The sequence below is a fragment of the Frateuria aurantia DSM 6220 genome, from assembly GCF_000242255.2.
GTDB lineage: Bacteria > Pseudomonadota > Gammaproteobacteria > Xanthomonadales > Rhodanobacteraceae > Frateuria > Frateuria aurantia.
The window spans coordinates 168,952-192,661 of the sequence record NC_017033.1; the positions used below are offsets into that span (position 1 = coordinate 168,952).

Annotated in this window: 13 protein-coding genes; 6 read left to right on the plus strand and 7 right to left on the minus strand. The window is 59.8% G+C overall.

What is annotated here, in order from left to right; all coding sequences use genetic code 11:
- Window positions 1–48 precede the first annotated feature (48 nt).
- From FRAAU_RS00735 to FRAAU_RS00745, 3 genes are all read left to right on the plus strand, one after another.
- On the plus strand, window positions 49–3,285 hold the full coding sequence (locus tag FRAAU_RS00735) for an efflux RND transporter permease subunit (protein WP_014401652.1): 3,237 nt from the start codon (window positions 49–51) through the stop codon (window positions 3,283–3,285).
- A 112-nt stretch (window positions 3,286–3,397) separates the two neighbouring features.
- Window positions 3,398–6,520: an efflux RND transporter permease subunit gene (locus FRAAU_RS00740; RefSeq protein ID WP_014401653.1), complete on the plus strand. Its 3,123-nt coding sequence runs from the start codon at window positions 3,398–3,400 to the stop codon at window positions 6,518–6,520.
- Between the two features lie 363 nt (window positions 6,521–6,883).
- Window positions 6,884–7,441, plus strand: coding sequence for a helix-turn-helix domain-containing protein (locus tag FRAAU_RS00745; protein ID WP_014401654.1), 558 nt, complete (start codon window positions 6,884–6,886; stop codon window positions 7,439–7,441).
- A 130-nt stretch (window positions 7,442–7,571) separates the two neighbouring features.
- Here the strand turns inward: FRAAU_RS00745 and FRAAU_RS00750 are convergent, their stop codons facing one another.
- Window positions 7,572–10,289: a TonB-dependent receptor plug domain-containing protein gene (locus tag FRAAU_RS00750; protein WP_245546418.1), complete on the minus strand. Its 2,718-nt coding sequence runs from the start codon at window positions 10,287–10,289 to the stop codon at window positions 7,572–7,574.
- Between FRAAU_RS00750 and FRAAU_RS17615 the strand changes: the two genes are divergently transcribed.
- Complete coding sequence (locus tag FRAAU_RS17615) at window positions 10,251–10,703, plus strand: hypothetical protein (protein ID WP_245546419.1); 453 nt, start codon at window positions 10,251–10,253, stop codon at window positions 10,701–10,703. The two genes, FRAAU_RS00750 and FRAAU_RS17615, sit on opposite strands and share 39 nt — an antisense overlap.
- A gap of 68 nt (window positions 10,704–10,771) precedes the next feature.
- A complete protein-coding gene (locus tag FRAAU_RS17055) occupies window positions 10,772–11,041 on the plus strand; it encodes a hypothetical protein (RefSeq protein WP_156803288.1) in 270 nt (89 codons plus the stop codon).
- Window positions 11,042–11,627: 586 nt separating this feature from the next.
- Here FRAAU_RS17055 and FRAAU_RS17060 read toward each other — a convergent pair.
- The 5 genes from FRAAU_RS17060 to FRAAU_RS00775 form a co-directional block, all read right to left on the minus strand.
- Window positions 11,628–11,792, minus strand: a complete 165-nt coding sequence (locus FRAAU_RS17060; protein ID WP_156803289.1) for a hypothetical protein — start codon at window positions 11,790–11,792, stop codon at window positions 11,628–11,630.
- Window positions 11,762–12,175 carry a hypothetical protein gene (locus tag FRAAU_RS00760; protein WP_014401656.1) on the minus strand — a complete coding sequence of 138 codons (414 nt, stop codon included), beginning with the start codon at window positions 12,173–12,175 and terminating at the stop codon, window positions 11,762–11,764. The genes FRAAU_RS17060 and FRAAU_RS00760 overlap by 31 nt, the downstream gene beginning before the upstream one ends.
- Before the next feature lie 111 nt (window positions 12,176–12,286).
- Window positions 12,287–15,202, minus strand: a complete 2,916-nt coding sequence (locus FRAAU_RS00765) for a TonB-dependent receptor domain-containing protein (RefSeq protein ID WP_014401657.1) — start codon at window positions 15,200–15,202, stop codon at window positions 12,287–12,289.
- A 612-nt stretch (window positions 15,203–15,814) separates the two neighbouring features.
- A complete protein-coding gene (locus FRAAU_RS00770) occupies window positions 15,815–16,363 on the minus strand; it encodes a hypothetical protein (RefSeq protein WP_014401659.1) in 549 nt (182 codons plus the stop codon).
- Window positions 16,364–16,474: 111 nt separating this feature from the next.
- The gene (locus FRAAU_RS00775) at window positions 16,475–19,375 is read right to left on the minus strand and encodes a TonB-dependent receptor domain-containing protein (RefSeq protein ID WP_014401660.1); all 2,901 of its coding nucleotides are present in this window, start codon (window positions 19,373–19,375) and stop codon (window positions 16,475–16,477) included.
- 450 nt (window positions 19,376–19,825) lie between these two features.
- On the opposite strand from FRAAU_RS00775, the gene FRAAU_RS00780 reads away from it, so the two are divergent.
- Window positions 19,826–20,260, plus strand: coding sequence for a transposase (locus FRAAU_RS00780; RefSeq protein ID WP_052317753.1), 435 nt, complete (start codon window positions 19,826–19,828; stop codon window positions 20,258–20,260).
- Window positions 20,261–20,632: 372 nt separating this feature from the next.
- Here FRAAU_RS00780 and FRAAU_RS16275 read toward each other — a convergent pair whose 3' ends face one another.
- Window positions 20,633–23,677, minus strand: coding sequence for a TonB-dependent receptor (locus tag FRAAU_RS16275; RefSeq protein WP_014401661.1), 3,045 nt, complete (start codon window positions 23,675–23,677; stop codon window positions 20,633–20,635).
- Window positions 23,678–23,710 lie beyond the last annotated feature (33 nt).

Genomic DNA, 23,710 nt, shown 5'->3' on the forward strand with positions numbered 1-23,710 from the left:
AACGCTCGTGAGCCCTGGGCGTCGATCTGCCCGCAGCGCAAGGTATTTATGGGATTTTCGTCGATATTCATCCGCCGGCCGATCGCCACCTCCCTGTTGATGGTGGCCCTGCTGCTGCTCGGCGTGCTGGGCTACCGCCAGCTGCCGGTGGCCGCGCTGCCGGATATCGAAGCGCCCAGCATGGTGGTGGTGACCCAGTATCCGGGGGCCAGTGCATCCACCATGGCGTCCCTGATCACCACGCCGCTGGAACGCAACCTGGGGCAGATCTCCGGTCTGCAGATGATGACCTCGGACTCTTCGGCCGGGCTGTCCACCATCGTGCTGCAGTTTGCGATGGACCGAAATCTGGACGTGGCAGCGCAGGACGTGCAGTCGGCCATCGACCAGTCCAAGAGCACCTTGCCGGCCACGCTGCCTTACCAGCCCTATTACAACCGGGTCAATCCGGCCGATGCGCCCATCATCAGCCTGATGATGACTTCGAAGACCTTGCCGCTGCGCGAGGTCAACAATTACGCCGATTCGATTCTGGCCCAGAAGCTGGCCCAGGTGCCGGGTGTGGGTCTGGTCTCGATTGCCGGCAATGTGCGGCCGGCGGTGCGGATCCAGATCAACCCGGCCCAGCTGGCGAACATGGGCCTGACCATGGAAAGCGTCCGCAGCGCGCTGACCGAGGCCAATGTGAACGCGCCCAAGGGTACCCTCAACGGCGCCACCCAGAGTTACAGCATCGGCACCAACGATCAGCTGGAAAATGCCGATGCCTATCGCAACATCATCATCAGCTACAGCAACGGTGCGCCGGTCAGGCTGAAGGATGTGGCCCAGGTGGTCGACGGGGTCGAGAACGACCAGCTGGCCGCGTGGGCCAATGACCAGCCGGCGGTCTTGCTGGACATCCGGCGCCAGCCGGGTGCCAACATCGTCAAGACAGTGCAGCAGATCCACCAGCTGTTGCCGCAGCTGCAGGCCGTGCTGCCGGCGGGTGTGAAGTTGCAGGTGTTTTCCGACCGCACCGTGACCATCCGTGCCTCGGTCACCGACGTGCAGTACACCTTGCTGCTGACCATCGTCCTGGTGGTGGCGGTGATCTTCGTGTTCCTGCGCCGGCTTTGGGCGACCGTCATCCCCTCGATCGCGGTGCCGTTGTCGCTGATGGGCACCTTCGGGGTGATGGCCTTCGCCAACATGTCGTTGGACAATCTGTCGTTGATGGCCTTGACCGTCGCGACCGGCTTCGTGGTCGACGATGCCATCGTGATGATCGAAAACATCGTCCGCTATATCGAGCAGGGTCGCAGCGGTCCGGAGGCGGCCGAGCATGGCGCGCGGGAAATCGGCTTCACCGTGCTGTCGCTGACCATTTCGCTGGTTGCGGTGTTCCTGCCCCTGCTGCTTATGCCGGGCGTCACCGGCCGGTTGTTCCACGAATTCGCCTGGGTGCTGACCATCGCGGTGACGCTGTCGATGCTGATCTCGCTGACCCTGACCCCGATGATGTGCGCCTATCTGCTGCGGCCCGATGCGCTGCCGGAAGGGGATGACGCACATGAACGGCATCAGGCCGAAGGTCGGCGCACGTTTTGGTCGCGGCTGGTACTTGGCTACGAGCGTTCGCTGGATTGGGTGCTTGCCCGCCAGCGGCTGACCTTGCTGGTTGCGATGGTCACGGTGGCGGTGACCGTGCTGCTGTATGTCGAGATACCCAAGAGTCTGCTCCCGGAACAGGATACCGGCATGATCACAGGCGTGGTCCAGGCCGATCAGAACATCGCCTTTCCGCAGATGGAACAACGCACCGAGGCCGTGGCCAAGGCGGTACGCCAGGTTGCCGATGTGGCGGGTGTCGCGGCTTTTGTCGGCGTCGGCTCGATCAATCCCACCCTCAACCAGGGCCAGCTCAGTATCGTGCTGAAAGACCGGGACAAGCGCGGCAACATCCAGCAGGTTCTGCGCCGGCTGCAGCAGGCCGCCGCTGGCATTCCCGGTGTCGCGCTGTATCTGAAGCCGGTGCAGGACGTGACCCTGGATACCCAGGTGTCGGCTACTGAATACCAGTATGTGCTGTCGGATCTGGATACCACCGAGCTGGGCACCTATGCCAAGCGGATGACCCAGCTGATGCAGGCCCGACCCGAGCTGGCTGATGTCGACAACAATCTTGCCGACCGCGGCAATGCTCTGGATCTGCATATCAACCGTGATCTGGCCAGCCGGCTGGGCGTCCCGGTGCAGACCATCGACGACACCTTGTACGACTCCTTCGGCCAGCGCCAGATCTCGACGATTTTCACCCAGCTCAACCAGTACCGGGTCGTGCTGGAAGTGGCACCTCAGTTCCGCGACAGTGTCTCCCTGCTCAATCGGCTGGCGGTTGCCAGCAATGGCAGTGGCGCCCTGACCGGCACCAATGCCACCAGCTATGGCCAGGTCTCGTCCAGCAACTCGTCCACCACCACCGGTCTGGGCACCGCCAATACCGGTATCGTGGTCGGTGCCGGCTCATCGATCACCCTGGCTTCGCTGGCCACCGTCACGCCGACTACCGCGCCGCTGGTGATCAGCCATCAGCAGCAGCTGCCAGCGGTGACCTTGTCGTTCAATCTGGCGCCCGGCTATTCGCTGTCCGATGCCGTCAAGGCGCTGGATCAGGTCCAGGCCGAACTGAAGCTGCCGCCCCAGGTCCGTGGCCAGTTCATCGGCAATGCCGCCGAGTTCTCCAGCAGTCTGACCAATGAGGTACTGCTGTTGCTGGCTTCGCTGGTGGTGATCTATATCGTGCTGGGCGTGTTGTATGAAAGCTACATCCACCCGCTGACGATCATTTCGACCCTGCCGCCGGCCGGTGTCGGTGCCTTGCTGGGCCTGATGCTGTGCGGCATGAGCCTGTCGGTGGATGGCATCGTGGGCATCGTGCTGTTGATCGGCATCGTCAAGAAGAACGCCATCATGATGATCGACTTCGCGCTGGAGGCCCAGCGTACCGGCATGGATGCCCACGCCGCGATCCGGCGGGCCTGCCTGCTGCGCTTCCGTCCCATCATGATGACCACGGCCGCGGCGATGCTGGGCGCGATCCCGCTGGCGCTGGGCAATGGCATCGGCTCGGAGCTGCGCAAGCCGCTGGGCGTGGCCATTGTTGGTGGTCTGCTGCTGTCGCAGTTGATCACCCTTTACACCACGCCAGTGATTTACCTGTACATGGAACGCTTGTCCGTGCGTCTGCGCGGCTGGCGGGAACGCCGCGCTATCGCCATGGGTACGTCGCAGCCGCGTGTCTGATGGGCGTGGCTGCGGGATTCAACCGACGGCGTTATTTTGCGTTTGAACAGGGCAGGCCTCGGTGTGTGCCTGCCATGTCCTTGACGCTGCATTCCCTCATGTTGGCTGTTGTATGAATTTGTCCGCCTTCTTCATTCGCCGTCCTATCGGCACCTCGCTGCTGGCGATCGGGATCTTCGTCGCCGGCATCATTTGCTATGCGCTGCTGGGCGTGGCGGCCTTGCCGGATATGGAATTTCCGGCCATTTTCGTGCAGGCCTCGGAACAGGGCGCCGATGCCAATACCATGGCATCGACCGTGACCGCGCCGCTGGAGCGGCATCTGGCGCAGATTCCCGGCATTGATTCGATGCGTTCGTCCAGCTCGGAGAACAGCAGCCAGATCTTTCTGATGTTCAATATCGGCACCGACGTGAATGCGGCGGCCCGTCAGGTGCAGGCGGCGATCAACGCTTCGATGTCGGATCTGCCGTCAGGCCTCAACAGTCCGCCGAGCTACGAGAAGGCCAATCCCAACGACGACCCCATCATTGCCTTTGCCCTGACCTCGACCACCCAATCTGCCCGCGAACTGTACGATGCCGCCGATTCGATTCTGGCGCAGCGGCTGCGTCAGGTCACCGGCGTTTCCGAAGTCGATATCTCGGGTGCTGCCACGCCGGCGGTCCGGATTGATCTGAACACGCGGCTGATCAATTCCATGGGCCTGCAGGCCGATCAGATCCGCAATACCATCCGCGCGGCCAATGTGGTGTCGCCTGAGGGGTTTCTCTCCAACGGGAAAACCACGGTGGCGCTGCAGTCCAATGATGCCCTGCATACGGCCGCTGATTTCGCCAACCTGATCGTGGCCACCGAGAATACGGTACCGGTCAAGCTGTCCGCGGTGGCTCATGTCTACGAAGGCACCCAGGATGCCAACCAGGCGGCCTGGTTCGGCACGCGGCACGGCATCATCATGTATGTCTACAAGCAATCCAATGCCAATGTGATTGCCACGGTGGACCACATCAAGGCGCTGATGCCCGAGCTCAACAGCTATCTGCAGCCTGGTACCACCCTGACCCCCTATTTCGACGGCACGCCGACCATCCGTTCATCGCTGCGCGAGGTCCAGCTGACGTTGCTGATCAGCCTGGCTCTGGTGGTGCTGACCATGGCCTTGTTCCTGCGCCGGGCGGCACCGACCATCATCGCCACCATCGCGGTGCCGCTGGCACTGTCTGGCGCGATCATCGTGATGTATGCCTGCGGCTACACGCTCAACAATCTGACCCTGCTGGCTCTGGTGATCGCGATCGGATTCGTGGTGGACGATGCCATCGTGGTGATCGAAAACATTGTCCGTCATGTCGATCAGGGCGTGCCGCGGCTGCAGGCCGCCCTGCTGGGGAGTCGTGAAATCGGCTTCACCATCGTTGCGATCACGGTATCCCTGGTGGCGGTATTCGTGCCGCTGCTGTTTGCCGGCGGCGTGGTCGGCATGTTTTTCAATGCCTTCTCGGTCACCCTGGTCGCGGCCATCATTGTCTCGGCCGTGGTGTCGCTGACCCTGACCCCTTCGATGTGCGGCTTGTTTCTGCAGGCCGACACCGAGGACGAGCCGACTTCCCGGCTGGGCCGATGGCTGGAGGCCGGCCATGCGGCCATGCTTCGTGTCTATACCCGGGCTCTGGATTTCTCGCTGCGTCATGCTCTGGCCTTTGCGCTGACGCCGCTGGCGATGATCGGGGTGACCGTCTTCCTTTCCGGTCAGGTCCAGAGCAGCCTGTTCCCGGAGCAGGACACGGGTCTGATCCGGGGGCGGGCGATGGCCAGTTCCACGGTGTCTTTTGCCGACAGCAGTCGTCGACTCAACCGTCTCATCGAAATGCTGCTGGCCGATCCGGCGGTGGCCCATGTCGGTGCCCGTCTGGGCAGCAGCCGGCAAGGTACCAGCGCCAGCTTCGATATCCAGCTGAAGACCCGCGAGCAGGGCCGCCGTGAAACGACGGCGGCCGCGCTGACCCGGCTGTCGGCCAAGGCCGAACGCTATCCCGACATGAGCTTGCGTCTGCGCCCGATCCAGGATCTGCCCAGTGGTGGTGGTGGCGGGACCAGCCAGGGCGGGCAATACCAGATCGCCTTGCAGGGCGACAACAGCGAGGAACTGCAGCAGTGGCTGCCCAGGCTGCAGGATGCGCTGAAAAAGAACCCGATGCTGCGCGATGTCGGCACCGATGTCGACATGGCGGGGCTGCGTCAGAATATCGTGATCAACCGTGATCTCGCCTCCCGGCTGGGCATCGGCATCGGCGATATCGACAATGAGCTGGATGACGCCTTCGGACAGCGCGCGATCGGCTATATCTATGCCTCGCTCAACCAGTACCGGGTGGTGCTCAATGCCATACCATCGCTGATCGGCACCCCCGGGGCGCTGGATCAGCTGCAGGTGGCGACCAGCAGCGGAGCGATGGTGCCGCTCAGCACCGTGGCCCATCAGGTACCGGGTCTGGCTCCGGCGCAGATCACCCATGAAAACCAGCAGACGACAATGAATCTCAGTTTCAATCTCGCGCCCGGGGTGAGCATGGGCGAGGCGCTTGCTCTGGTCCAGGCCACGGCCAGCGCCCTGCGTATGCCGGGCGATATGAAACTGAATATCGGCGGTGACTTCCGGCGCTTCCAGCAATCCATGAACGGAATGATCTGGCTGGTGTTCGGTGCTATCGCCACGGTCTACATCGTGCTTGGCATGCTGTACGAGAGTCTGATCCATCCGGTTACCATCCTGTCGACCCTGCCGGCCGCGGGCGTAGGTGCCTTGCTGGCGCTGTGGCTGACGCATACCGATCTGTCGGTGATCGCCCAGATCGCCCTGGTGCTGCTGATCGGCATCATCAAGAAAAACGCGATCATGATGATCGACTTCGCTCTGGTCGCCCAGCGAGAGCAAGGCATGACACCCTTCGAGGCCGCCCGCGAAGCCAGTCTGGTGCGTTTCCGTCCGATCATGATGACGACCATGGTGGCCTTGCTGGGCGCGGTGCCGCTGGTGATCGGTCTGGGGCAGGGCTCGGAACTGCGCCGTCCGCTGGGTATCGCGATGGTCGGCGGTCTGTTGATTTCGCAGAGCCTGACCTTGCTCAGCACGCCGGCTCTTTACGTCGTCTTTTCAAGGATTTCCGAGCGTGTCCGGGCCCGCCTTCGAAACGGCAGATCGCTGGCGATCGCCGGAACTCGAGCGGACTGATGTGGTTCAGCTGACGTCGGCTTGAGTGAAAGATGTATCGCAACTTAATGCGAACATGGTTGCTTGCCTTGCGGATCATGAGAATGCTCGTTCGGTCCTCGGAGCTGTGCCTGTCAGCCGGACGCCCCGGGGGGGGGGGCGGCCTTTCATTGCATACAAGTCAATGCCTTGTACGTGAATCCATCGACGAGATTAAATAAAACGTGTGCAGATAGTAAGTTTGACGAAAGGTCGCCAAGCAGATAATTGCGAGGTACAGACAGCGCACTATCTTGCGAAAAATCGCCGAGCCAAGGGTTCGTCGATCCGGTCCCGGTTGTTTTTGATGGCCGGTCCCAACCTATTCGAACCGAGGATGCCGCCATGGCCGAAGTTCATAACAACGAGTTGCCGGCCAGTACCTTTGCCGACCGTATCAAGGTACTGATCCAGCGTGCCGGCAGTGCCACCGAAATCGCACGTCGCTGCGGCTTTTCCGAGGGCGTGGTACGCAGCTGGCGTGATGGTCATACCGATCCCTCGCGAGCCCGCTGCGTGACTCTGGCCAAGACGCTGGGTGTTTCGCTGGTCTGGCTGGTCGCCGGTGAGGGCCAGATTCTTGCCGATCCGAGTGCCGACACCCGTGAAGATGGCAGCTCCCTGCGCGAGGAAGTCGCCGGGCGAGGCAGCCGGCTGGGCATGGCAGCCAGCACCTTGCAGGCCAGCGGTCATGCGGTGGACTCGGAGCGGCTGGCGGTGGCGATGAAGATACTGCAGTCGAATCTTGCGCTGGCCAATTCGGCCCTGCGGATGGTCGACAATACCGATCTTCTGGCCGATCTCTATGACATCCTGGGGCCGCGCGGCGTGATGAGTGACGCCGAGGCCATGGTCAGCTTCAACGAGCGCCTGGGCCGCCGGCTGGGCAGTGCCGGCGCCTGATTCCGGCGCCTGGCAGTTGTCTCACGCATTGAAACGCCCGGCGAAGTGATTCGCCGGGCGTTTCCGTTTGCAGCTGACCGTCGACCCGATGCCTTCTCCATGGACAGGATTTCCGGGCTGCCGGGCGGACTCAGAGATTGAAGTCGTACTCGACCTGCAGCCGCACATAGCGGGGCGTATTGAAGTATTTCGGCAGCTTGTAATTGTAGTATCTGGTAGGTTTCACCTTGCCGGAGTTGTCGATGCCTTCGGCACGCTCCCAGACAAAGGTCGGGGTGTCGTTGTTGAACAGGTTCAAGGCGGTCAACTGGAAGTAAAGGCCTTTGGCCCAGGCTGGCTTGTACTGCACATTGGGGCTGAAGGTCCACAGCCAGGGTGTGCGTCCGCTGCGACCTTCCGGGCTGATCCGGCCATTGCAGTAGTGGAACTGGCCTGAATAGCCAAACCATGTATCGAAGGTGCTGCCGCCGCCGCCGCCGCCATAGCAGCTGATCGGGGCGCCCGACTGGCCCAGCAGATTGACGCCGAATGACCATTCCGGCGAAAGCTTGAAGCCGCCATACAGTTTGATGGCATGGCGTCTGTCATTGGGCAGGTAGCCGTTCGCACCGATCATGACCTCGGGGAAGTCGAAATCGGCGGTGGTGCCGGTATCGTCCTGGCCATTGCTGGATTTGACCAGGCCCTCGGTATTGCCGAAACTGCGCGACCAGGTATAGGACGCGCTGATGTAGTAACGTTCGGCGGTCTTTTCGGCGCTCAGCACCACGCCTTCATACTGGCGCTTGGCCTTGGGTCCCAGCTGGTTGCCGGGAATCGTCACCTTGTAGCTGTTGGACGTATTGTCCAGTGGCGTGGTCAGGCTCAATGCGCTGCCCGGATTGAACAGCCAGCAGCCGGGCATGTTCTCGGGTACGCTCCATTCATCATCCCAGGCGCCCGCGACGCCATTGGCCTGGGCGGCGGCATACATGGGCCTGGAGTCGCAGGTGTCGTCGATGGCGGTACGCAGCTTTCGATACGTGGCCTTGATGCCCAGGGTCCAGTTGTTGACGAAGTCATTGCCGCTTTGCAGGGTCTTGGCAAAGCCCAGGATGAATTCGTCCTGAGTGTATGGCTTGAGCGAAGTCGAGGCGATCGCGCCGGGATTGGGCGTGCTGCCGTTTTCCCCGTTGTAGATGGTATGGCTTTGTGACGGCCCAAGATTCAGTGGGGCGCCGGTCATCGGATCGCGACCGCTGAAGCTGTAGACATCCTGGGTGTAGCGCGAAGCCGTTGCGGCACGCAGGGCGACATTGGCGGCAATCGGCAGTGAATAGCGACCGGCAGTACCCCAGAGCTTGGTGCTCTGATCACCCAGCACATCCCAGGTAAAGCCCAGCCGGGGCTGCCAGATATTGTCCTGGCTGACGAAAGCCTGCTGGTTGCCATTCTTGTTGGTAAAGCTGTCATTGCGGATGCCGGCATAGATCAGCCAACGATCGGTCGCCTGCCAGTGGTCTTCGAAATACCAGGATTTCTGGATGACCTTGATGGCGCCACCGGTATTGAAGATGGTATCGATCACCTGACTGTCATTGGGGTAGAAATAGTAGTGGCCGCCCGAATAGGCGTCGCCGGCGATGGAGTTCCAGCGCTCGTCGCTGTAGCCGCCGGCCAGCTCGTGATCGCCAATGCGCCAGTCAAGATCGATGCGGGCGGCATTGCGGGTATCCATCCCGTCATAGCGACCAAGAGTACTGACGATATTGCATTGCGGTCCGCTCAGACCCTCACCGTAGGCGACGATCGGGCAACCGCTGCCCGGGCTGTTGATATTGCCGTCGTAAGTGCTCTTGACCCCGTTGGGGCTGACGGTCCAGCTGGAATCCTGGCTGCGCATGCGCCCCCACTGGGCCGACAGCGTCAGATCATCGGTCAGCTGCCCGGTATATTTGAAAATGTCGGTGCGGCCGCCGGTCCTGCTGTAGTACTGGCCCAGATAGTCGCTCTTGTACGGGGTTCCGTTGTCATCGTAGCCAGCATTGAACATGCTCTGGTTGCTGGTCTGGACATTGCTGAAACCGGTGTATTCCAGATGGTGGTTGTCGGTGATGTTCCAGTCCAGCTTGAGCACCCAGTAAGGGCTTTTGTCCGCATTGGAGTTGGCTGAAGAGTTGATGTTCGCGCTTTCATTGGACGTCTGCGGCCCACCGGAATAGCTGGTGCTGTGTGCATTGGCGACCTGGCCCAGGGCAAACAGGAACAGCTTGTCCTTGATCAATGGACCGCCGATCCAGACATTGTAGAGATTGCTCAGCGAGGTGTTCTTGCTGTAGTTGCGATAGACCGAGCCATTGGCACGATAGACCGTCGGCTGGTTTTCACGCAGTGCGTTCGGTACCCCGGTGTAGCTGATGCCGCCTTTCCATTGATTGGTACCGCGCTTGATATTGACGCTGGTCACGCCGCCGGTGGAAAAGCCGTACTGCGCGCCATAGCCACCGGTCTGGATGTCCAGCTGGTCGATGGCCTGGAATGGCACTTCGGCAAATGACAGACTGTTGTACAGGTTGGTGACATTGAAACCGTTGACGTAATAACTGTTCTCGGCAACGGATGATCCACCGAAGGATGGCAAGGTACCGAACACGGCATTGCCGGCGGTGGTCCCCGGCGTCAGCAAGGCGACATCGACGACATCGCGAGGCACCGGCAGTGCGTTCAACTGGGCTGCAGAGAAAGTCGATCGGGCTTCGGTCGAAGTGATGTCGATGGCCGGAACACTGTTGCTGGTAACCGTGACAGTTTCAAGCTGTCTGGCGCTGCGATGATTGAAGTCGACCGATTGGGCCTGACCTGCCACCACGTTGATGATCCGGCTTTCGGGCTGGCCTTGGCTGGTCAGAAGCTCAATCCGGTAGCGGCCTATCGGCAGGGCGGTGAAACGGAAACGGCCGTCCGTACCGACTGGCATTTGACGTACAAGTCCGGAGTCGAGTCCGGTGATTCTGGCCGACTCACCTTGTATAGGCGGGGCCAGACCGTTGATATCGCCTGTGGTGCTCTGGGCGAAAAGATGGCTGCTTGCACCGAGCAGTCCGATGATGGCGGCGGCTACCGCAGAGCGATGGATTATCCATGCGCGCGGATGTCTGATCTTCCATTGCATTTGCTTCTTCCTCCCCTGCAGGATGTTCAACGTCATTCCCGTCCGCTTCAGGTCGTCCGCCAAGATGACTCGGCCGACAGCCGCGAACAGGGAAACCCCCTTGACTGTTGATGTGACGCTCAGGCCCCCGATCCAGACGTCTGTCGCGACCGGCAGCTTGTCGATTCGAGCATCGCTCCGTGCAGTCCATCCCTGGCGATACGGGTGGTGGTGTGAACTGCGTGGCGATGGCAATGGATGGCAGCCCTCTTGACGAGGTCAACAACGCGTTGCCGGATGGCCCATGGCTTGAAATGGAGGGCGTCCGGCCACCGCGTGGCTGCCGGCGAATCCACGGAACGATGTCGACCGTACTGTCGGCGGCAGATGCCGCTCGAGAGTTTCTGAAAGCCATGGACAGTGCCCCGGTGAATACGTCCATCGATCAGGACCTGGTCGCGCAGGCATGATCGCAAGTATTTGCGTACCTAAGTGACTTTTAGCCAAGGGATGGTGAAAGGAAAGTGAGATTTCCTGATCGGTGAAAACCTGCACCGTCGGATGGTCTTGCATGACCAAGCAAGAAGCTGTCGATGCTTTTCCGATCACCAGCTTCGAAACGTAGCAACCTGACGGCGTGACTCCGTTCCGGGGATGGTGCTGGGCATGGAGAAGCCGATCCGCGCGCGAGCCGCGCTGTGTGTCAACAGCGATTGGCCCGGTGCCAGGCCGTCAGGCCGCCGGCGGCCTGCAAGCCTTTGCTGGCTCTGAAAAGACGGCTTGATATTCAGCATCATGGGATATGTCGACGTTTGGACATCCATGCTGCACAAGACATCGAAGATTCCATGATGAATGCGTGGCGCAAACACATCCGGTGCGGCTTCAGGTGCGAGGTATGGGCGTGCGGCTGTCAGTCGACGTGCGTGGCCGAGTGGCCTCGGAGCATGTCGGCAAGTGGTGCTTACGAGTTGTTGTGATCCGGTACGAAAGCAAGCCGGATGCCGATTGCAGGAACAGTACGGATCGCTGCAATCGACAGGCTTCTGCTGATGTTCAGTTCACGGGCTCAAGCCGGGCCCGGGTGTTGTAGCCCTTGACGCGCAGCGTCCAGGTGCCGAACAGCGATTTGGCGATATGTACGGGTGGCGAGTTCAATGGCTTGCCGATCTGCAGGCGGCTGTCATCGATCACGCGCCAGCGCTGGCCGTTGGCCAGCACGATGATGCTGCCCGGACCCCAGCCTTCGAACAGGCCGGCAATCCGGCTGTCGATGGCGGCATTTTTCTTTTGTTCTCGCCATCACCCGCGATATCGCCGCTGACCAGACCGCCCTGCTGACCTTCGACCATACCGCCGGCGGCGGCCAGGCGGGCCGATCTGGCCTGTGATGGCGCGACCACGACCGGCAACGGCCGGGTGTGACGGGCCAGCCAGTCCTGCAGTACATCGAGCTGGGCGGGAGACAACTGATCCAGGCCGGCGGCATGGAACCGAGCCTTTCCCATTTGGGCGGCCAAGGTGTCGTTGGCCTTGGCCTGCAGCGGCAGCGCGGCCACCATGGCATATGCGATGGCGCCGATCAGCGCCTGCCTCATCTTCATGATCATCTTCTCTTGGTAGTCTCTGGCACCTCATCGAGATGCCGATACAAGAAGGCTCCGGCGCTTGGCGCCGGAGCCTTCGGGATCATCCGCGATGGATCATCGGTTCGATCAGAACTTCTGCGAGTACTGCAGGAAGAAGTAACGATCCAGGTCCAGCATCGGGTCGTAGTAGGCGGCACTGGAATTGCCGACCGAGTAGGTCACCGGGGGCTTGCGGGCGAACAGGTTGCGGATGCCGAAGGAGATCGAGGCATTCCACGGTGCCGCCCAGGACATGTTCATGTCCTGATAGACAATGGCGCCCTTGTGGTTGTAGCCGTCATAACCCCAGCTGCCATTGGTATAGGTGGGATTGCTGCACTCTTCGGCCGGGTCGGTGTTCCAGCACTGGTCACGGAAGGAACCGTAGTAGCGGGCATCCCATCCGGCGGTCCAGTCACCCTTGCTCCAGTTCACGCCCAAGGTGCCCCGGAAGCGCGAATAATTCCACTGACCGACATAGCTGACCACGTCGGAATCCGGCGAGGACTGCTGCTTGAACGACTGCAGGTAGTTGCCGTCCAGGGTGACCTGGAAACGGCCGATGTCACGGCCAGCCACGTCGAACTTCGGCACGTTGTACTGGAAGCCGAACTGGTAGCCGGAGGTCGACATCCAGCCCAGGTTGGCATTGCCTTCCTGAACATTGGTCACCTGGCCGGTGGTCGTATCACGGGTGATGCGGTCGCAATAGGCCTGGCTGCTCTGCTGGTAGCACTGGTTGAGGATGTAGTTGGCACCCACCGCCGAGATCATGTTGTCGATGCGGATGCTGTAGAAATCCACATTGAAATTCAGACCCGGCAACCAGCTGGGGCTGTAGACCAGGCCCAGGCTGCGGGTGATGCTGGTTTCAGGCTTCAGGCTGGAGTTGCCGACCCCGTTCTGGAACGGCGTGTTGCTCTGCGTATTGGGAGCCGTGACGGGATTGCCGGCCGAGTCGGTCTGGCGGAAGGTGCTGGACAGACCGGCTGCATGACAGGCTGCGGCCACACGTGCATCGCTGGTGCTGCCGAACTTGGCATCGCAGGGGTCGGTATAGTAATCGAAGCTCTGCGAGCCACCGCCGAAGGTATCCATCAGCGTCGGTGCACGGAAGCCCTGCGCAAAGGTACCGCGGAACATCAGGTCGTTGAAGGGCTGATAGACGAACTGGTACTTGGTCCGCACGGTGGAGCCGATACCGGCACTGTAGTCGGAGAACCGGCTCTGGATATCAAGGTTCAGCTTCTTGGCACCCGGCAGGTCAGCCAGCACCGGGATATTCAATTCACCATAGACTTCGTTGGTGTGATACGAACCGCTGGTCGGCATGGCGGCCAGATCGCTGGTCAGGCCCAGGCTGGAAGATGAATCCGGACGGTCATAGCCGGAGACATCGCGATGCTCGAAACCGAAGGCGATCTGCACTTCACCGTAGGGCAGGTTGAACAGGCCGCCGCCGATATTGGCGGTGTACTGCTTCACCAGACTTTCCTGGCTGCTCTGGGTCAGCGCATTGATGTAGGACAGTGCTGCGCTGTTCGAGGCCGATGGGCCACCCAGGATATTGAACGGCGTGCACTGGCCTGCTGACAGGCTGGTGCCCAGCGCGATCGGATCGGCGGCGGTACCGCACTGAGCGACACCGGCACTGTTGATGAAGGACGGGCCCAGAGCATTTTTCAGCGCGACCAGGTTGATATTGCCCGAACCCTGGCTGCTGGCATCCCACTTGTTGTAGTTGAAGCCGGTGTCCCAATGCCAGTCATGGCTGTTCAGCTCGAACTCGCCTTCAAGCGAGGCATCGAAATGGAAGCTCTTTGCGCTGGTACGGGTCTGGCGCTGCAGCTCGGTGATGCGGCGGTACCAGGAGGTGATATCCTGGCCGGTCGGGTTGTAGACGCTGTCCGCCGAGATCGACACCGGGTAGTTGGGCTGGGTGCCCGCCTGCAGCGGCATGCCGGCAATGGTGTCGTTGGTATCACGCTCGGAGTACATGCCGGTTGCCTTGAACCGGAAGTTGTCCGTGAAATTGTAGGTGCCCGAGGTGAACAGCGAACGCAGCTCGGTGGGCTGCTGCAGCATCATCTGCTGGGTCGAGTTGTAATAGTCGTTGGCGCCGACACCCTGGTGGTAGTTGGCCAGACTCGAGGAGTCCGCACCCACGCCATTGCCGGTGTAGTTGCCGGTATGGTTCAACACGTAAGTGGTGCCGTTCTGGCTGAAGCGGCCCCAGGGACCGGTCGCGCTCAGACCGTCTTCGACATGGTTGGGACCGAACATGGAGTTGGTCCAGCTGCGATCCTTCGCCCACACCGGAGTGGTGCGGTTGTAGTTGGCATTGAAAATGATCGAGCCTTTCTTGGAGGCGGTGCCCACCGTGAAGCTGGCCATCTCGGTGGAACCGTCACCACCCTGATTCATGCCGATCTGGGTATCCAGCTGGGCACCGTTGAAATGATCTTTCAGGATGATATTGACCACGCCGGAGACGGCATCCGAACCGTAGATCGGCGAGGAGCCGTCCTGCAGCACGTCGATATGATCGATCAGGGCGACCGGGATGGTCGACAGGTCGGTCAGGCCGGACAGGCTGGTCATCCAGCGCTTGCCGTTGACCAATACCAGAGTGCGCTGTTCGCCAAGGTTGTACAGGTTGACGTACTGGCCGCCCTGTTCCTTGTTCGAAGTCAGCGTGCTCGCCTTGCTGAAATTCTGGGTACCGGCGATGGGCAGATTGGCCAGCAGATCGCCGACATTGGTCAGACCGGTCTTCTTGATATCGGCCGAGCTCATCGTGAACACCGGCTGGGCGTTTTCGTAGTCAACGCTGCGAATGGCAGAGCCCGTGACCTGGACAGCCTTCAGCTGCTTGGCCTGGCCCTGGTCAGCGTTGTTGTCATTCGTCGTCGACTGCGCCATCGCGCTTCCGGCGGCGATCGCCAGGCCGAAGGCCACGGCACCGCGAACGGCCAGCGCCAGTCTGTTTTCCCTGAAATTCATGCGTGGTAGTCCCCCAGTAAAATTTACGAACGGCACGGTCTTTTTTTTGTGTTGCTGACCGTGAGAAGGTCCGTCTCGGACTCAGTCTCAGTTAACGTTTCGTAAAAATACGGGACGCCCCGGAATAATGTCAATAAGATCTTGCTTTGAACTTGTCAAAAACTTCACTATCCGCATGATAGTGCGATCATATCTGATGTTTTCTTTAGATTGCGGATGGGCGGCTTGAAGCGGCCAGTTCCGTTGCCACAAGGCATGTCGCACATCGCTGCGTTGTCAGATCGTTGGAAATGGGGATTCCTGCAGACCATGACCGCATTCGATGTCATCATTGCGCAAGCATAAGAGGTCTGCATCGCACGTCATCTGCGGTGGCGCCTTGTGCAAGGTGAAGTGGCAGCCGGGTACTCGTCAGGCTGTTTGTACGGGCGGATGACGTTGGAGTTGCTGATGTCTCAAGCGCTCCAGGCGACGGGCAGGCCCCCGGGGGACCACTTGCGGAAGCGCGTACTCCTTGGCGAAGCCCGGATCTGGCCGGCAGCCACGATGCTGATCAGCCTGTCCATCATGGCGAGCTCTAGGCATCCCGCGCTCGATCCGCCTTGCTGATGTTCAGTTCACGGGCTCAAGCCGTGCCCGGGTGTTGTAGCCCTTGACGCGCAGCGTCCAGGTGCCGAACAGCGATTTGGCGATATGTACGGGTGGCGAGTTCAATGGCTTGCCGATCTGCAGGCGGCTGTCATCGATCACGCGCCAGCGCTGGCCGTTGGCCAGCGCGATGATGCTGCCCGGACCCCAGCCTTTGAACAGGCCGGCAATCCGGCTGTCGATGGCGGCATTTTTCTTTTTGTTCTCGCCATCACCCGCGATATCGCCGCTGACCAGACCGCCCTGCTGACCTTCGACCATACCGCCGGCGGCGGCCAGGCGGGCCGATCTGGCCTGTGATGGCGCGACCACGACCGGCAACGGCCGGGTGTGACGGGCCAGCCAGCCCTGCAGTACATCGAGCTGGGCGGGAGACAACTGATCCAGGCCGGCGGCATGGAACCGAGCCTTTCCCATTTGGGCGGCCAAGGTGTCGTTGGCCTTGGCCTGCAGCGGCAGCGCGGCCACCATGGCATATGCGATGGCGCCGATCAGCGCCTGCCTCATCTTCATGATCATTTTCTCTTGGTAGTCTCTGGCACCTCATCGAGATGCCGATACAAGAAGGCTCCGGCGCTTGGCGCCGGAGCCTTCGGGATCATCCGCGATGGATCATCGGTTCGATCAGAACTTCTGCGAGTACTGCAGGTAGAAGTAACGATCGATGTCGTAGGCCGGATCGTACGGAGCGGCACTGGAGTTGCCGACCGAATAGTTCACTGGCGGCTTGCGGTTGAACAGGTTGCGGATCCCGAAGGAAATCGAGCTGTTCCATGGTGCCGCCCAGGCGATGTTCAGATCCTGATAGGTGATCGAGCCCTTGTGGTTGTAGCCATCGGAGCCCCAACTGTTGTTGAAGTAGTCCGGATTGCTGCATTCGGTATCGTAGTTGCAGACATCGCGGCTGGAGCCGTAGTAGCGGAAATCCCACTGCGCCGACCAGTCCCCGCGGTTCCAGTTGATGCCCAGGTTGCCGCGGAAGCGCGGATAGCTCCATTGGCCGATATAGCTGACCACATCCGAATCCGGGGTGGCTTGCTGTTTGAACGACTGCAGATAGTTGGCATTCATGCCGACCTGGAAGCGGCCGATATCGGCACCGGCGACAGTGAATTGCGGAATATTGTAGGTGAAGCCGAACTGGTAGCCCGAAGTCGACATCCAGCCCAGATTGGTATTGCCGGCCTGCATATCCACGACCTGGCCAGTGTTCTGATCGCGACTGAAACGATCGCAGTAGGCGCCGGTTTCATAGCACTGGCTCAGGATAGTGCTGGCCGACAGCGTGGTGATCATGTTGTCGATGCGGATGCTGTAGAAATCCACATTGAAGTTCAGTCCCTGGATATAGCTGGGGCTGTAGACCAGGCCCAGACTTCGGCTGATGCTGGTTTCAGGCTTCAGGCCGGCATTGCCGACGCCGCTGAGATAAGCGGAGGGCGGCTGGGCATTGGTGGTGGTGACCGCATTGCCATTGGCATCGGTCTGGTGGAAATCGCTGCCCAGGCCTGCGGCACGGCAGGCGGCGGCAACCTTGGGATTGCTGGTCGAGCCGTAATCGACATCGCAGGGGTCGGTATAGCCGCTGAAGGTCTGCGAACCGCCACCGAAGGTATCCATCAAGGCCGGTGCACGCATGCCCTGAGCATACGTGCCACGGAACATCAGATCATTGAACGGCTGGTAGACGAACGAATATTTGGTACGAAACATCGAGCCTATATCGCCACTGTAATCGGAGTAGCGGCTCTGGATATCGATGTCGAACTTCTTTGCACCCGGCAGATCGGCCAGCACCGGGATGTTCAATTCGCCATAGAACTCGTTGGCGTGATAGCCGCCATCGGTGGGCTGCGCAGCCAGATCGCTGGTGTAGCCGGCGCTGGACATCGAGTCGGGCTGGTCGTAACCGGACAGGTCTCGATGCTCGAAACCGAAAGCGAACTGCACCTCACCGGCCGGCAGATTGAACAGGCCGCCGCCGATATTGGCCGTGTACTGTTTCACCTCGCTGGACTGTCGGCTCAGGGTGCGTGCATTGATATAGTTCAGAGCCGCCTCATTGCCGGTCGCACCGGGGCCGGCCAGGATATTGAAGGGCACGCAGGAGGACAGGCTGATGGGATCGGCCGAGGTCCCGCATTGGGCCACCCCCTGGGCATTGATGAAGGAGGGACCCAGCGCCTTCTTCAGATTGATCAGATTGATATTGCCGCTGCCGCGGCTGGTGGCATCCCATTTGTTGTAATTGACTCCTGCGTCCCAGTGCCAGTCGTGGTTGTTCAGTTCAAAGTCGCCGTCAAGGCCGACATCGAAGTGGTAACTCTTGGCATCGGTATGCGTCTGGCGCCGCAGCTCGGTGATGCGGCGGTTCCAGGAGGTGATGTCCTGGCCGGCGACTCCCTGTTCGACCAGCGGATTGTAGATGCTGTCGGCCGAGATATAGACCGGATAGCCGGCCTGGGTGGTGGACTGCAGCGGCATGCCGGCGATGGTCTGGTCGCTTTCGCGCTCGGCATACATGCCGGTGGCATGAAAGCGCAGATTGTCGGTGAAGTTGTAGGCCGCCGAAGTGAACAGCGAACGCAGTTCGGTTGGCTGCTGCAGCATCATCTGCTGGGCTGAATTGTAGCGGTCCGAAGGATTCACACCCTCATGGAATCCGGGCTGGGCCACCCCATTGCCATCATAGCCGCCGGTATGGTTCTGGGTATAGAACGGCGGTGTCCTGGATGTGTCGCGCGGGTCCTGATACTTGCCCCAGGGACCGATCGCGCTGGTACCGTCGTAAACATGGTTGGGCCCCGTCGCGGAATCGGTCCAGCGACGGCTGTTGGCCCAAACCGCGGTGGTACGGTTGAAGTTGGCATTGAAGATGATCGAGGCCTTCCTGGTGGTGGTGCCCACCGTGAAGCTGGCCATCTCGGTAGCCGCATCGCCGCCCTGGTTCATGCCGATCTGGGTATCGAGCTGGGCGCCGTTGAAATGATCTTTCAGGATGATATTGACCACGCCCGAGACCGCATCCGAACCGTAGATCGGCGAAGCGCCGTCCTGCAGCACGTCGATATGATCAATCAGGGCGACCGGTATGGTCGAGATATCGGCCAGGCCGGACAGGCTGGTGGTCCAGCGCTTGCCGTTGACCAGCACCAGGGTCCGCTGCTCGCCCAGGTTGTACAGGTTGACATACTGGCCGCCTTGCTCCTTGCCCGAGTTCAGGACTGCGGCCTTGCTGAAGCCTTGGGCACCCGAGATCGGCATCTGCTGCAGAATGTCGCCGACATTGGTCAGACCGGTCTTCTTGATATCGGTCGCCGTCATGGTGAACACCGGCTGGGCGTTCTCGTAGTCGACACTGCGGATGGCCGAACCGGTGACCTGCACGGCTTTCAACTGCTTGGCCTGCTGCTTCTCCTTGTCATCGCTGTCGGATTGGGCCATGGCCTGGATGCTGGCGAATGCCAGTCCCCAAGCCAGAGCGCGGCGCACGACATGCGCCAATCTGTCTTCCCTTGAATTCATGATGACGAGCCCCTGTTTTCTTATGAACATGCAATCACGTTCTTGCGAAATAAGTCGCAAGAAAGTGATGATCGCATCAGGGCCAGTGGATATTTTGTGAAGGCCGGGACCGGGTTTTGCCTGACCCTGTCATGAAAGTGGCAAGCGGCAATGTCCGCCCAGGAGGAGGGGCCTGCCATGGCGGGTCTGGAGGGTACGCTCAGGTGCGGTATGGCAGCCGGGATCCATGACCCTTGGCAGGGCGCAAAAAGCTCACATCATGGCTCACTGTCGAGACCGGAGGATCAGTCGCCTTATTGAGAGTGCCATGATCGGGGCGGCTTCGGGGCTAGGATGGTGCAGGATCGCAAGAGTATCGGGATATTGAGTGATCGGGGTGGCTATCAGCTTGAGCGGGTCATCTGGTCTGCAGAAGGCGGTCATGGAGTGTGACTGCCTCGCAACCTGAGGATGACGGCGATTTCATTTCTGGCGATGGACGAGTTTGCTCTGCACCAAGGCCATTGCTATGTCATGGTCCTAGCTGATCTGATCAGTCAAAACTGCCGCTGGCAGGGCTACGGTCATTCAAACGGAGTCTCCCGAGTCATTTTTGCACGGCCGTTCGGCGGTGTCGTCGAATCCATCCGTGCGGTGGTGATCGACATGACCACCACTGGCGAGCTGGAAATCCGCGCCCATAGCCCGGAGGTCGATATCGTCTCTGATCTGCTTCATATCGAGGGTGGATATGGGCGGGAGGTACTGATCGACATAGCCTGGATCAGGCCGGCAGGCTGCAGCATGACCGACCGGCACGACACGTCATCACATCAAGACCTTGGCTGTTGCAGTGCAATCGCGGAAACCTGCCACCGCCAAGCTAATTGGGACTGGACGAAGTGAGAAAGACTAGTCAGCAGCTGCTTGAAGCCTGTCTGAGGCAGAATGCTCGAGCAGTGGTATTTGGCATCATGAAGATGATGCCTCCAATAGCTTGAGCAGGTTTGGCGCGGTGGCATTATGGCGCTGAATAACCTGGAAAAATATGAATGAACGTATAGAGGTTTAGAGTTCTTTATATATGGATGTCATCCAGTTGTCGTCAGAGCCCAGTCGCGATCCCGCCCATCCTTGTCTAGGATCGTGTCTGCTTCGATTGCGATCAAATATGCGACGCCTTCAAGAACCGATCTGATTTATTTGGTTATCGCCATAAACACGTCAAGGCACTCATCCCGTTGGGAATGAGTGCCTTGACGGTTGATCTTGTCAGCCTCAGAGAGTGAAGTCGTATTGCACTTGCAGCCTGATATAACGCGGCTGGTTGAAGTACTCGCCCACCTTGTAGGTGGTAGCGTAGTAGGTAGTGTTGGTTCCGTTGCTGGACAGGCTCTCACCTGTCTGGTAGACCTGAGTCTTCTGTCGGTTGTTGAGCAGATTCAGTACAGAGAGAGTGAAATTCAAGCCATGTGCCCACTGCGGCTTGTAGATCACGTTGGGACTGAGGGTATAAGTCCATGGCGTACGGCCCGATGTACCGACCGAGCTGATCTTGCCATTGCAGTAGTGGAAGCCACCGCTGTATCCGTACTCGGTATCAAAAGTGCCGTAGCCGCCACCCAGGCAGCTGATGGGCGTGCCCGACTGGATCAGCAAATTCACGCCCGCTGACCATTCGGGGGTGATTTTCCAGCCGCCATAGACCTTCAGGCTGTGTCGACGGTCATTGGACAGGTAGCCACCCGCACCATACATGATTTCGGGGAAATCGAAATCCTCGGTGGTACCCGTATCGGCCTGGCCGATATCCGAGCGTACCAGACCCTCGGTATTGCCGAAGCTGCGCGACCAGGTATAGGAGGCATTGATGTAGAAGTGCTCGGTGCTCTTTTCGGCCGTGAACTCCACTCCTTCATATTGGCGGCTGGCCTTCTTGCCCAGCTGATTGCCAGGTATGGTCACGTTGCGCTGGGTACCGCTGCCATCCAGGTCCACATCCAGTGACAGCGAGCTGCCGGGATTGTAGATAAAGCAGCCAGGGACTCCTTCGGGCACATCCCACTGATCCTGACCCGAGGTGTCCAGACCCAGTGATACCGCCTGATTGTAGAACGGACGCCAGTCGCAGGTATCGTCAATCGCCGTGCGCAGCTTGCGGTAAATGGCACGGGTACCCACCGTCCAGTTGTCGAGGAAGGCATTGTCACTGTGGATCTGATGTTGGAAGCCCAGGATGAACTCATCCTGGGTATAAGGCTTCAGATTCTTGTCTGCTACCGACTTGGCATTTGGGGCGGAACCGTTCTCGCCGTTGATGACATAAGGGCTGATCAGTTTCATGCCCTGCGGAGCACCGGTTGTGGTGTCGATGCCGGTATAGCTGTAGAGATTCTGCAGGTAATAGGAAGCACTGGCCGCACGCAAGGCCACATTGGCTGCGATCGGCAGCGAATATCGACCTGCATTGGCGAATACCTTCCAGCTCTGGTCACCCAGTACATCCCATGACACGCCAACACGTGGCTGCCAAATATTGGCTTGCTTGACGTAGATCTGACCTGACGAGTTGTAGTTGGAGAACCCGTCGTAACGCAGTCCGCCATACAGCATCACTCGGTCCGATACCTGCCAGTGATCTTCGAGGTAGGCGGCCTTCTGGCGGATGCCAAGATTGCCTCCGGTCTTGAAGATGATGTCATAGACGCGGTTGTTGGGATAATAGAGATAGTAATGGCCGCCCGAGTAGCTCTGGCCGCTCTGTGACTTCCAGCGCTCGTCATCCCAGCCCACGCCGATATCATGATCGCCGATGCGCCAGTCCAGGTCGACTCGCCACGATTTTCGGGTGTCTTCACCGCCATAGAGTCCAAGTGAGCTGGTGACCGAGCAGCCCGTATAGCGAGGGCCTGTATATCGATTGTTGTAGGCCACATAAGGGCAGGTTCCGGCATCGGTATCGATGTCGCCGTTGTAACGCGAGACGGTCCCGTCGGGAGAGACATAGCTGGCCGAATTCGCACTCTTCAATTGACCGTATTGTGCCGACAGGGTCAGGTCGTCGGTGATGTAGCTGGTGTACTTGAAGATATTGGTCTGACCGCCGGTCTTGTAGTTGCGGGTACCGGCAAAGCTCCCAAGACTGGCTTCGGAATTGCTTTCGTACTGGGTTCCGTAATAGTTGTTCTGCGACTTCTGGGTATTGTTGAAGCCGGTATATTCAAAGTGGTTGCGGTCGTTGATGTTCCAGTCCAGTTTCACCACCCAGTATGGGCTGTCCTGGGTGGTGCGATTGGACTTGGATGTGCTGGCGCCGCTGCTGGACAGTGCATAGTTGCTGTTCTGACCCAGGGTCGTGCTGGTCTCACGCTCGAACTGACCCAGCATGAAGATGAACAGCTTGTCCTTGATCAGCGGACCACCCAGCCATGCCGTATAGACGTTGTCGGTATCGGTATTGTGCCGATTGTTGTAGAGGATATTGCCATTCTTGGCGACAACATCGCCGTAATGGGAGCGCCATGCATTGGGGGCGGTGACGTAGCTCAGACCACCCTTCCATTCATTGGTGCCATGCTTGATATTGACGCTGGTCACGCCACCGGTGGAATAGCCATACTGCGCGCCATAGCCGCCGGTCTGGATATCGATCTGGTCGATGGCCTGATAGGGCACTTCGGAGAAGGACAGGCTGTTGAAGAGATTGGTGGTATTGAAGCCGTTGACGTAATAGCTGTTCTCGGCAACGGATGAGCCGCCAAAAGAGGCCAGGTTTCCGAAATTGCCACTGCCACGCACCGTGCCGGGCGTCAGCAGGGCCACATCGGTGACATCCCGCGGAATCGGAAGGGAGTTGAGTCTTTCGGCAGTGAAGGTGGTCCGGGTCTCGACGCTGCTGACATCGATGCTGGGCACCGAACTGCCGGTGACCGTCACAGTATCCAGATTCTTGGCATTGCCGTTGGAGGCCGTACCCGACTGGACCAGTAGCGATACGGGAATGGTCTGTCCGGCTACCACGTCGAGCCGAACGGTCTTGATCGTTTGCGCCCCATTCTGCAGTGTGATTTGGTAATGACCGATAGGCAGAGCTGAGAAGTGAAAACGTCCGTCTTCACCGATCTTTATTTCACGACTGACACCGTTGTCGGTATTGGTTGCCCTGACGGTCTCACCAGGTTCAAAGGCAGCTGTACCGGCGATGTCGCCCGATGTGCTCTGCGCAAACAGACTGCCGCTGCTGCAGAGCAGGGTGGCAACCGTGCTCGAAAGCAGGCTCAGCTTCAGTGCCCGCAATGGCGGACGGGGCGCTGTGGAATTCATTGCGTGGATATCTCCCCAAAGTCGTTTCAATGC

Coding starts and splice junctions, on each gene's coding strand:
- FRAAU_RS00735 (WP_014401652.1), top strand. CDS start 49: ATGGGATTTTCGTCGATATTCATCCGCCGGCCGATCGCCACCTCCCTG.
- FRAAU_RS00775 (WP_014401660.1), bottom strand. CDS start 19,375: ATGAATTCAAGGGAAGACAGATTGGCGCATGTCGTGCGCCGCGCTCTG.
- FRAAU_RS00780 (WP_052317753.1), top strand. CDS start 19,826: ATGACGGCGATTTCATTTCTGGCGATGGACGAGTTTGCTCTGCACCAA.
- FRAAU_RS00770 (WP_014401659.1), bottom strand. CDS start 16,363: ATGAAGATGAGGCAGGCGCTGATCGGCGCCATCGCATATGCCATGGTG.
- FRAAU_RS16275 (WP_014401661.1), bottom strand. CDS start 23,677: ATGAATTCCACAGCGCCCCGTCCGCCATTGCGGGCACTGAAGCTGAGC.
- FRAAU_RS00740 (WP_014401653.1), top strand. CDS start 3,398: ATGAATTTGTCCGCCTTCTTCATTCGCCGTCCTATCGGCACCTCGCTG.
- FRAAU_RS17615 (WP_245546419.1), top strand. CDS start 10,251: ATGATTGAAGTCGACCGATTGGGCCTGACCTGCCACCACGTTGATGAT.
- FRAAU_RS00760 (WP_014401656.1), bottom strand. CDS start 12,175: ATGAAGATGAGGCAGGCGCTGATCGGCGCCATCGCATATGCCATGGTG.
- FRAAU_RS00745 (WP_014401654.1), top strand. CDS start 6,884: ATGGCCGAAGTTCATAACAACGAGTTGCCGGCCAGTACCTTTGCCGAC.
- FRAAU_RS00765 (WP_014401657.1), bottom strand. CDS start 15,202: ATGAATTTCAGGGAAAACAGACTGGCGCTGGCCGTTCGCGGTGCCGTG.